Below are 10,906 nucleotides of genomic sequence, written 5' to 3' on the forward strand. Positions count from 1 at the left end.
CACAGCGGCAGACACCGTACCCCCACGGCCGGGGCATCAGCCGATGAGGACCACATCCAGCTGGTCGCCCGGCTCGACCGTGGTGGTGTCCTCGGGGACGACGAGCAGCGCGTCCGCGTGCGCGAGGGCGCCGATCAGATGCGAGCCCGCGCCGCCCACAGGGGTGACGGTGCCCGCTTCGGCGTCGTACGCGGCACGCAGGAACTGGCGCTTGCCGGACGGCGAGGACAGCGGCTTGTCGGCGGCGAGCACGGCGCGCACACGCGGGCGCTGGACGTCCCGCACGTCCTTCAGGCCCATCAGCGCGCGGATCGCGGGGCGGACGAACAGCTCGAAGGAGACGTACGCGGAGACCGGGTTGCCCGGCAGCGCGAGCAGCGGGGTGTGCTCGGGGCCGATCGAGCCGAAGCCCTGCGGCTTGCCGGGCTGCATGGCCAGCCTGCGGAAGTCGATGCCGCCGCCCGGCTCGTCCTGGTCGCCGACGGACGACAGGGCCTCCTTGACGACGTCGTACGCGCCGACGCTGACGCCACCCGTGGTGACCAGGAGGTCGGCGCGGATCAGCTGGTCCTCGATGGTGAGGCGCAGGGTCTCGGCGTCGTCGGTGACCGCGCCCACCCGGTAGGCGATGGCGCCGGCGTCCCGCGCGGCGGCGGCGAGCGCGAAGCTGTTGGAGTCGTGGATCTGGCCGGGGCCGAGGGTCTCGCCCGGCTGGACCAGCTCGCTGCCGGTGGAGAGCACGACCACGCGCGGGCGGGGACGCACCCGTACGGTGCCGCGCCCGATGGCGGCGAGCAGGCCGATCTGCGGCGGGCCGAGGATGGTGCCGGCCTCCAGGGCAAGGTCGCCGGCCTGGACGTCGCTGCCACGCGCGCGTACGTGGGCGCGGGCCTCGACCGGGCGGTGGACGCGGACCTCTCCGCTCGCGCCCTCGGGGGCGGCGCTCGCGGCCCGCATCCCGGTGGCGGGCGCGCCGCCGGTGCCGCCGTCGGTCCACTCGACCGGGACCACCGCTTCGGCGCCGGGCGGCAGCGGGGCGCCGGTCATGATGCGCGCGGCCTGGCCGGGGCCGACGGTGGGCAGCCCTCCGCTGCCCGCCGCGACGTCACCGATGACGGTGAGGACCGCGGGGAACTCCTCGGTGGCGCCGGTGACGTCCGCGACCCGCACCGCGTATCCGTCCATGGAGCTGTTGTCGAAGGGCGGCAGGGCTGCGGGCACCATGACGTCCTCGACCAGGACACAGCCCTGGGCGTCGGGCAGGGGCAGCTCGATGGGGTCGAGCGGGCGGACCGCGCCGAGGATGTCCTCCAGGTGCTCGTCCACCGACCAGGTCGTACTCAAATCCCTACATCTCCTCGGTGACGTAACGGCGAAGCCAGTTGCGGAAGTCCGGTCCCAGATCTTCACGTTCGCACGCGAGTCTGACAATGGCCCGCAGATAGTCGCCCCGGTCACCGGTGTCATAGCGGCGGCCCTTGAAGACGACGCCGTGCACCGGGCCGCCGATCGTCTCGTCGGCGACCAGCTTCTGGAGGGCGTCGGTGAGCTGGATCTCGCCCCCGCGGCCGGGCTCGGTCTCGCGCAGTATCCCGAAGATGGCGGGGCCCAGGACGTACCGGCCGATGATGGCGTAGTTGCTGGGGGCGTCGGCGCGGTCGGGCTTCTCGACCAGGTTGGTCACCTTGACGACGTCGGCCTCGCGGGTGGGCTCGACGGCGGCGCAGCCGTAGAGGTGGATCTGCGACGGGTCGACCTCCATGAGGGCGATGACGCTGCCGCCCTCGCGGTCCTGGACGTCGACCATGTGGGAGAGCAGCGGGTCGCGCGGATCGATCAGGTCGTCGCCGAGGAGCACGGCGAAGGGCTGGTCGCCGACGTGCGGGGCGGCGCACAGCACGGCGTGGCCGAGCCCGCGCGGGTCGCCCTGGCGCACGTAGTGCATGGTGGCGAGGTCGCTGGACTCCTGGACCTTGGAGAGCCGCTCCTGGTCGCCCTTGCGGACGAGGGCTTCCTCGAGCTCGTAGTTGCGGTCGAAGTGGTCTTCGAGCGGGCGCTTGTTGCGTCCGGTGATCATCAGTACGTCGGAGAGGCCGGCGCTCACGGCCTCCTCGACGACGTACTGGATGGCGGGCTTGTCGACCACAGGGAGCATCTCTTTGGGAGTGGCTTTCGTGGCCGGCAGGAACCGGGTGCCGAGGCCTGCGGCGGGGATGACAGCCTTGCTGATCCTGGGGCGCGACTGAGTCATGCGGAGCACCCTATCCGGTCGGTATGGGCGAGAGATTAGGTTCCGGTTAACTTCCTTCTCATATGGACCTATACGAGAGGTTTGTGAGGTCACCATGGGCGGCGACATGCCCGAAAAGGCCGCTCTGCGGCGCCAACTGCTCACCGCACGCGCCCTGCTGAGCAGTGAGGACGTCCGGAAGCAGGCAGCGGTCCTCGCCGATATGGCGATGAAGCTGCCCGAGCTGCGGCGGGCACGGACAGTCGCCGCGTATGTGTCGGTCGGGAGCGAACCGGGCACCCGCGCGCTGCTCGACGCGCTCCGGGCGCGAGGCGTACGCGTCCTGTTGCCGCTCCTGCTGCCCGACAACGATCTGGACTGGGCGGCGTACGAGGGCGCGGAGCGGCTCGTACGGGCCCGGCGCGGGCTGCTGGAGCCGTCGGGTCCGGCGCTCGGCGTGGACGCCGTCCTGGAGGCCGACACGGTCCTCCTGCCGGGGCTCGCGGTGGACGCGCGGGGCATGCGGCTGGGCCGCGGCGGCGGTTCGTACGACCGGGCCCTCGCCCGCCTCGTACGGGCCGGGGAGGACCCGTACCTGGTGGTGCTGCTGTACGCGCACGAGGTGGTCGAGCGGGTTCCCGAGGAACCGCACGACCACCCCGTGCACGCGGTGGTGACGCCGGACGTCACGCTCCGCTTCCGGCCCTTCCGCGGCCTGATGGCGTGACGGCCCCGATGGCGGCGTGACCTGATGGCGGCCCGATGGCTGCCTGACCGCGCCGGGCCCGTCCTCCGGGCCCGGGGCCGGGCACGGGGGCCGGGCCGTAGCCCCTGCCGCTACCGCTTGGCCGGCTGGAGCACCAGCGTGTCCACGGCCTTCGCGGCGACCGCCTTCTCGCTGTAGGGCCAGTCCAGCAGGTCGCCCTTGACCCACTTCTCCGTCTGGTCGGTGTAGTGCGAGCTGTAGGCGTGCCCGGAGGCGCCGGCCAGGTTGATCCAGCGGGACTTGTCCCAGTCGCCGACGTTCACCACCATCCGCATGGACGGCACCCAGACGACCTCGTAACCACCCGCCGCGTTCCAGCCGGTGGCGTTGACCGCCGCCTCGCCGCCGGACAGCTCCCAGGGGCCGCGGTTGAGCATGGACTGCAGGAAGCCCGGGCCCGCGGTGCCGAGGGTCTGGTTGTTCAGGGTCAGCTGGTGCAGCCGGCCCCAGCTCCAGCTGGTGACGTCCTTGCCCAGCTTGGACGTCAGCTCCCAGCGGGCGTCCACCATGGCGCGCTTGAGCAGCTCGTCACGGGTGGTGGTGGCCGTGTCGACGCGGCCGGCCGGGCTCTGCCACCACGCGTTCTTCTCGTCCTTCAGGAGCGGGCGGACCACCTCGTACCAGCGGTCTCCGCCGTCCGGCTGGGCGGTGTCGGTGTCGCGCTGACCGCACTCCCGGACGAGCTTGTTCTGCTCGTCGACGGGGCCGGTGGAGTCGGCCGGGCGGACGTTGAGGCACTCGCCCTTCACCCGCAGCTCCTTGGGGAGCTTGTCGCCGAAGGCCAGCTTGAGGACGTTGCGCCAGACCGCGTTGAAGTACGCGGCGGCCCCGGAATCCGCCTCCTGGGTGTAGTCCCAGCCTTCGAGGAGCTTCTGGGCCTCACGGACGTACGGGTCGGAGATGTCGATCTTCAACAGGTACGGCGTGAGCAGCTTGGCGATCTCGCTGATGTTGTCCATCTGCATGGTGCGCATGTCATCCGTCGAGATCTTGCCGCCGTCCTTGATCTTCGACTCGATGAGGTCGTTGATCCGCTGGCTGCGCGAGCCGTGCCCCCAGTCCTCGGTGAGGAGGTACGGGTACTTCTCCGCGTCGACGACGGCCTGGTTGGCGGTCACGATGTAGCCGCGCTCGGGGTTCTCCTCGTACGGCAGCTCGTCGAAGGGCACGGGCTCCTTCTTCCAGCGGTACTTCGGGTCCCAGCCGGGCGCCGGCATGGTGCCGTCGTGGCCCTCCGCGCGGACCGGGATCCGGCCGGGCGCCTGGTAGCCGATGTGACCCTCGGGGCCCTTGGCGTCGGCGTAGATCAGGTTCTGCGACGGCACCTCGAAGTCACGGGCGGCCTGGCGGAACTCCTTGAAGTCCTTGGCCCTGTTCAGCTTGAACACGGCGTCCATGGACCTGCCCGCCTCCAGCGCGGTCCACCGCAGGGAGACCGCGTAACCGTCGCCGCGGTCCGGGGCGGAGGCCGTCACGGGCGCCTTCTCACCGACCTTCTCCAGCTCGTTGCTGCGGTCGGAGATGAGAGGGCCGTTGTTGGTCTCGCGGACGGTGATGGTCCGGCTTCCGCCGCCCGCGACCTTGATCGTCTCCTCGCGGGTGGTGAAGGGGACTTCCTTGCGGCCGTACTGGTAGCCCCGGTCGGAGACCTTCTGCAGGTACAGGTCGCTGACGTCCGCGCCGAGGTTGGTGAAGCCCCAGGCGATGTCCTGGTTGTGGCCGATTATCACGCCGGGCATGCCAGCGAAGGTGTACCCGGCCACGTCGTAACGGCAGTTCTCGGACACGGAACGGCAGTGCAGACCCATCTGGTACCAGAGCGACGGAAGCTGCGGCGCCAGGTGCGGGTCGTTGGCCAGGAGCGGCTTGCCGGTGGTCGTGTACTTGCCGGAGACGACCCAGGAGTTCGAGCCGATGCCGTTGCCGTTGGTGCCGAGCATCGCCGGGATCCGGTCCAGGTCGGCCGAGAGCGCGGACAGCTGCGACTGGAGGCCCTGGGCGGCGCCCTGGGCCGTGCCGGCGGTCCCGGGGGCGTCTTCGGTGTCCTGGGAGCCCTGGGAGCCCTGCTGGGCGTTCCGCGCGCCTCCGGGGCCCTGGGAGTCCTGGGAGCCCTGGTTGTCCGACGCCTCGGCGGAGGGGTCGAACTTCCCGGTGGCGCCGTTCACGGCACCCTTGTCGACGATCGGCTGGTGCAGCGCGTACGGGTAGGCCGGGTACAGGTCCTCGATCTGCTCGTCGCTGAGCCGGCTGGTCATGAGCGAACGGTCGATCTCCTCCTGCATGTTGCCGCGCAGGTCCCAGGCCATGGCCTTGAGCCAGGCCACCGAGTCCACCGGCGTCCAGGGTTCGATCGTGTAGTCGTTGCTGAAGGACAGGGCGGCGTACTCGACGGAGATGTCACGGCCCTCCTTGCCCTTCAGGTAGGCGTTGACGCCGTCCGCGTACGCCTGGAGGTACTTCTTGGTGTCGGCCGACAGCTTGGTGTCGTACTCCTTCTGCGCCACCCGGTGCCAGCCGAGCGTGCGCAGGAAGGCGTCCGTGTCGACCTGGTCCTTGCCGAACATCTCGGAGAGCCGGCCCGCCGTCATGTGGCGCCGGACGTCCATTTCCCAGAACCGGTCCTGCGCCTGGACGTAGCCCTGGGCGCGGAACAGGTCCTCGTCGGTGGACGCGTAGATCTGCGGGACGCCGTAGTCGTCCCGTTTGACCTCGACGCGCTCGCTCAGCCCTTCGAGGTCGAGCGTGCCGGTGGTCTGGGGGAACGGGGCGCGCACCGTGCCGACGGCCCAGTAGGCCCCGTAGCCGACGCCCGCGACCAGCGCCAGCACCAGAGCGAACACGAGCAGGCGGGCACGTCGCCCCTTCTTCTTGGTGGAAGCGGCGGTGGTGTTGGCGGGCATCGCTGTCCTTCGAGGCGCAGGCTGGTCCAGGAGTGCTGGGAGCAACCATAGGCGCAGCGCTCATCCACCCCGGACGCGGAGTCAGTACAGAGGCCCTTCGCGGGCCCTTTGCACGGGCTCGTCCGCATGTCGCGCCCGCGTCACGCGAGCGCGGCGCGGACGAAGGCGGCGTCAAGGAAACGTTAAAGATTAGGTAAGGTAACGAAGTAACCGGTGGTCCCGCGAGGGGACGCGCCGTGTACACGCGAGGGGAAGGAACGGCCACTGACTGTCCACCAGCTCAACGAACTCCTGCTCATCTGCTCGCTCGTGCTGCTCATCGCCGTCGCGGCGGTGCGCGTCTCGTCCCGCAGTGGGCTGCCCAGCCTGCTCCTGTACCTCGGGATCGGGATCGCCATCGGGCAGGACGGCATCGGCGGTGTCCACTTCGACAACGCCGAACTGACCCAGGTGATCGGCTATGCCGCGCTTGTGGTGATCCTGGCCGAGGGCGGCCTGGGCACCAAGTGGAAGGAGGTCAAACCCGCGTTGCCCGCGGCGGCCGTGCTGTCGACCGTCGGCGTCGCGGTGAGCGTGGGCGTCACCGCCACGGCGGCGCACTACCTGGTCGGCCTCGACTGGCGGCAGGCGCTGATCATCGGCGCGGTGGTGTCCTCCACGGACGCCGCGGCCGTCTTCTCCGTCCTGCGCAAAGTGCCCCTCCCTTCGCGTGTGACCGGTGTCCTGGAGGCGGAGTCCGGCTTCAACGACGCCCCCGTCGTGATCCTGGTGGTGGCCTTCTCCACCACCGGTCCGGTCGACAGCTGGTACGTACTGGTCGGGACCATCGCCCTGGAGCTGCTCATCGGCGCGGCCATCGGCCTCCTGGTCGGCTTCCTCGGATCGTTCGGGCTGCGGCACGTGGCCCTGCCCGCCTCCGGCCTGTACCCGATCGCCGTGATGGCCATCTCGGTGGCGGCGTACGCGGCCGGCGCCATGGCGCACGGCAGCGGTTTCCTCGCCGTCTACCTGGCCTCGGTGGTGCTGGGCAACGCGAAGCTGCCGCACGCGCCCGCGAACCGCGGCTTCGCCGAGGGGCTGGGCTGGATCGCCCAGATCGGCATGTTCGTGCTGCTGGGGCTGCTGGTGACCCCGCACGAGCTGCTCGACGACTTCTGGCCGGCGGTGATGGTGGGGCTCGTCCTGACGGTGGTGGCACGGCCGCTGTCGATCGCCCTGAGCCTGCTGCCGTTCCGGCTGCCCTGGCAGGAGCGGGCCCTGCTGTCCTGGGCGGGGCTGCGCGGCGCCGTGCCCATCATCCTGGCGACCATCCCGATGGTGTCCGGGATCGAGGGCAGCGAGAAGATCTTCAACATCGTCTTCGTCCTCGTCGTGGTCTACACGCTGGTGCAGGGCCCGACGCTGCCCTGGCTGGCGAGAGCGCTACGGCTGGGCGACACGGGGGAGGCGGCCGACCTGGGCGTCGAATCGGCACCCCTGGAGCGACTGCGCGGGCACCTGCTGTCGGTGTCCATCCCGGAGGCGTCGAGGATGCACGGCGTGGAGGTCGCGGAGCTGCGGCTGCCGGCCGGAGCGGCGGTCACCCTCGTCGTACGGGAGGGGAAGAGCTTCGTACCGGCGCCGACGACCGCGTTGCGGCGCGGCGACGAGCTGCTGGTGGTGGCGACCGATCCGGTGCGCGACGCGGCGGAGCGGCGGCTGCGCGCCGTCGGCCAGGGCGGAAAGCTGGCCGACTGGCTGGGCACCGGAGGGCCGGCGTCCCGCTGATCGGAGGCGGACGGAGCACACGTCGGCCATTTCACAGGCACCCCAACGCTCCGACCTGTATCATGAAGGCACACTGATCGACCAAAACTGATCGACGCACTCTGCCTGACGCAGAGCTGGCGCGACCGCACGGCGGCCGTGGAGCCCCTCACAGTGGGCCCGGTATCTACCGCAGTTCCGCGCAAGAGGACAGCTCTCGGCGGCTCCCGTCACCCAGGGGAGCGCGCTACCAGGCGGCAGAAAGGCACGGGCCGTGGCATCCACGGTCAGTACTGACACCTCTCGCGCGAAGCGCCCCGGCTACGGGCAGCTCCTGCGCACCCCGGGGGCCTGGACGTTCCTGCTGCCCGGCTTCGCGGCGCGGCAGCCCTTCGCGATGCTGACCATCGGCATCGTCCTGCTCGTGCAGCACACCACCGGTTCGTACGGCAGCGCCGGAGCCGTCGCCGCCGTCACCGGTGTCTCCATGGCGCTGTTCGCCCCCCAGAGCGGCAAGCTGGCGGACCGTTTCGGACAGCGCGCCGTCCTCGTCCCCGGTGTCCTCGTGCACACCGCGTCGGTGTCCGCGCTGACGGCGCTGGCGCTGGCGGGCGCGCCCCTGTGGGTGCTGTTCGCCGCGGCCGTGCCGACGGGCGCCTCCGTGCCGCAGGTCGGGCCCATGGTCCGGGCCCGCTGGGCGGCGAAGCTGGAAGGGTCCCCGCTCATGTCGACGGCGGCGGCCTTCGAGTCCGTCACGGACGAGTTCACCTTCGTGGTGGGACCCGTGCTGGCCACCGCCCTGTGCACCGGCGTCCACCCCGCGGCCGGTCTGATCGCCGAGGCGTCGCTGACGCTGCTCGGCGGCCTGTTCTTCGCCGCCCAGCGCGGTACACAGCCGACACACGGCCTCGGCGGGGCCCACGCGCGCGCGGAGCACGGCTCCGCGCTGTCCATACCCGGCGTACGGGTCCTGGCGGTGGCCTTCCTCGGCATCGGCTCCGTCTTCGGCGGCATGCAGGTCTCGCTGACCGCGTTCAGTGAGGAGATCGGCAACCCGGGCGCCAACGGCCTGCTGTACGGGCTCTTCGCCGCGGGCAACATGCTGGCCGGCATCGCGGTCGGCGCGATGCCCTGGAAGATCGGGCCGCGCCGCCGGCTGATCCTCGGCTACACGGGCCTGACCGTGGCCGCCTCGCTGCTGTGGTCGGTGCACTCGGTGCTGCTGCTGGGCGGGCTGGGCCTGATCGTGGGCCTGTGCATCGCGCCGGCGCTCATCACCGGATACACGCTGGTCGAGACGCTGGTGCCGGCCGCCACCCGCACCGAGGCGTTCACCTGGCTGACCGGCGCGGTGGCGCTGGGCCAGGCCGCCGCCGTGACGGTGGCCGGGCGGCTCGCGGACGGATACGGCGCGAGCGCCGGTTTCCTGGTCCCGCTGGCCGGTACGGCACTGGCGCTGATCACCCTGGTCGCGCTCCGCTCGCGGCTCGCGCCGCGCGCCGCCACCCGCACCGTGGTACGTGGCGTCGGTCACCGAGTGCCGGTGACGGTGGACTGATCCGGCGGAATACGTCAGTATGGACTGTCGTTAGCACTCAATGAGTGAGAGTGCCAGGAGGAAGTCACAGTGCCGACCTACCAGTACCAGTGCACCGAGTGCGGCGAGGGCCTCGAGGCGGTGCAGAAGTTCACCGATGACGCGCTGACCGAGTGCCCCAGCTGCAAGGGACGCCTGAAGAAGGTGTTCTCGGCTGTCGGCATCGTCTTCAAGGGCTCCGGTTTCTACCGCAACGACAGCCGTGGCGCCTCGTCGAGCAGCGCGCCCGCGGCCTCCTCGTCGCCCGCGTCGTCCTCGTCCGCTTCGTCGTCCTCGGCGAAGGGCTCGTCGGACGCGAAGCCGGCCGCGTCGAGCACGTCCGGCACATCGAGCAGCAGCACCAGCTCCGCCGCCTGACCTTCCTCCTTCGCGCTCCGCGGCGCTGCTTCAGCGCCCCCTTCGCGTGTTCGCCCGGACCCCGCCGTTCCCCACGGCGGGGTCCTCGGCGTTCACCCGTCCGATTAGGGTGACCGCATGGCGAACGCAGAGATCGGTGTGATTGGCGGATCGGGCTTCTACTCCTTCCTGGAGGACGTGACGGAGGTCCCGGTCACCACCCCCTACGGCAGCCCGAGCGACTCGCTGTTCTTCGGCGAGCTGGCCGGGCGGCGGGTCGTCTTCCTGCCCCGGCACGGGCGCGGCCACCACCTGCCGCCGCACCGCATCAACTACCGGGCCAACCTGTGGGCGCTGCGGTCCGTCGGCGTCCGGCAGGTGCTGGGGCCGTGCGCGGTCGGCGGTCTGCGGCCCGAGTACGGGCCCGGGACGCTGCTCGTACCGGACCAGTTGGTGGACCGGACCAAGACACGGATCCAGACGTACTTCGACGGGGAGCCGCTCCCCGGGGGCAGCGTGCCGAACGTCGTGCACACGTCGTTCGCCGACCCGTACTGCCCCGACGGGCGCAAGGTGGCACTGGCGGCGGCGCACGGGCGCGGCTGGGAGGCGGTGGACGGCGGCACCATGGTCGTCATAGAAGGGCCCCGCTTCTCGACCCGGGCCGAGTCGCGATGGCACGCGGCGATGGGCTGGTCGGTGGTGGGCATGACCGGGCACCCCGAGGCGCTGCTCGCGAGGGAGCTGGGGCTCTGCTACACCTCGATGGCGCTGGTGACGGACCTGGACGCCGGCGCGGAGACGGGTGACGGCGTCTCGCACACCGAGGTGCTGCGCGTGTTCGGGGAGAACGTCGGGCGACTGCGCGAGGTGCTCTTCGACGCGGTCGCGGCGCTGCCGGAGACGGAGAGCCGCTCCTGCCTGTGCACGCGGGCCCACGACGGCTGGGATCTGGGCATCGAGCTGCCGTAGTGGTCAGCCCCTCGGGTGAGGGGCTTTTCCACACACCTCTGGTTGTCCACAGCCCCGAGCGGGATCGGCGGACACGCGGGATCGTGAGGGGCGTCGGCGCAAGGCCGGCCGGACCGCTCCACGGTCGCTCTTCGATCTCCCAGGTGGTGTGCCATGCCGTCCTCTTTTCCCCTGTCCTCCCCCGGCTGTCCCGGGTCTCCCCCGTCTCCGGTGCCGGAGATCCGCGGGGTTCCTCGGTTCGCTCCGCTGCGTGTGCGCGGCGGGCGGCACCGGCTGCGGCGGGCGGTGCGCCGCGTGGAAGTCGTCCCCGGACAAGCTGACGTGGACGTACACCATCCGCTCCGACTCGAGGTGGTCGG

At 71.1% G+C, this 10,906-nt stretch carries 8 protein-coding genes; 5 read left to right on the top strand and 3 right to left on the bottom strand.

What is annotated here, in order from left to right:
• Positions 1 to 36 precede the first annotated feature (36 nt).
• A complete protein-coding gene (gene glp / locus ABZZ38_RS28790; protein WP_356745183.1) occupies positions 37 to 1,344 on the bottom strand; it encodes a gephyrin-like molybdotransferase Glp in 1,308 nt (435 codons plus the stop codon).
• Between the two features lie 4 nt (positions 1,345 to 1,348).
• Positions 1,349 to 2,251, bottom strand: a complete 903-nt coding sequence (gene galU / locus ABZZ38_RS28795) for a UTP--glucose-1-phosphate uridylyltransferase GalU (RefSeq protein WP_356745185.1) — start codon at positions 2,249 to 2,251, stop codon at positions 1,349 to 1,351.
• Positions 2,252 to 2,345: 94 nt separating this feature from the next.
• Between galU and ABZZ38_RS28800 the strand changes: the two genes are divergently transcribed.
• The gene (locus ABZZ38_RS28800) at positions 2,346 to 2,957 is read left to right on the top strand and encodes a 5-formyltetrahydrofolate cyclo-ligase (protein ID WP_356745187.1); all 612 of its coding nucleotides are present in this window, start codon (positions 2,346 to 2,348) and stop codon (positions 2,955 to 2,957) included.
• Positions 2,958 to 3,067: 110 nt separating this feature from the next.
• Here the strand turns inward: ABZZ38_RS28800 and ABZZ38_RS28805 are convergent, their stop codons facing one another.
• Positions 3,068 to 5,896: a penicillin acylase family protein gene (locus tag ABZZ38_RS28805; protein WP_356745189.1), complete on the bottom strand. Its 2,829-nt coding sequence runs from the start codon at positions 5,894 to 5,896 to the stop codon at positions 3,068 to 3,070.
• 213 nt (positions 5,897 to 6,109) lie between these two features.
• Between ABZZ38_RS28805 and ABZZ38_RS28810 the strand changes: the two genes are divergently transcribed.
• The 4 genes from ABZZ38_RS28810 to ABZZ38_RS28825 all read left to right on the top strand — a co-directional run bounded on the left by ABZZ38_RS28810 (position 6,110) and on the right by ABZZ38_RS28825 (position 10,547).
• Positions 6,110 to 7,663, top strand: coding sequence for a potassium/proton antiporter (locus tag ABZZ38_RS28810; protein ID WP_356745191.1), 1,554 nt, complete (start codon positions 6,110 to 6,112; stop codon positions 7,661 to 7,663).
• A gap of 253 nt (positions 7,664 to 7,916) precedes the next feature.
• Positions 7,917 to 9,200: an MFS transporter gene (locus ABZZ38_RS28815; protein WP_356745193.1), complete on the top strand. Its 1,284-nt coding sequence runs from the start codon at positions 7,917 to 7,919 to the stop codon at positions 9,198 to 9,200.
• 69 nt (positions 9,201 to 9,269) lie between these two features.
• Positions 9,270 to 9,596: an FmdB family zinc ribbon protein gene (locus ABZZ38_RS28820; RefSeq protein WP_356745194.1), complete on the top strand. Its 327-nt coding sequence runs from the start codon at positions 9,270 to 9,272 to the stop codon at positions 9,594 to 9,596.
• Positions 9,597 to 9,713: 117 nt separating this feature from the next.
• Positions 9,714 to 10,547 carry an S-methyl-5'-thioadenosine phosphorylase gene (locus ABZZ38_RS28825; protein ID WP_356745196.1) on the top strand — a complete coding sequence of 278 codons (834 nt, stop codon included), beginning with the start codon at positions 9,714 to 9,716 and terminating at the stop codon, positions 10,545 to 10,547.
• Positions 10,548 to 10,906: the final 359 nt, after the last annotated feature.

Source organism: Streptomyces sp. NPDC006368 (genome assembly GCF_040612535.1).
Classification (GTDB): domain Bacteria; phylum Actinomycetota; class Actinomycetes; order Streptomycetales; family Streptomycetaceae; genus Streptomyces.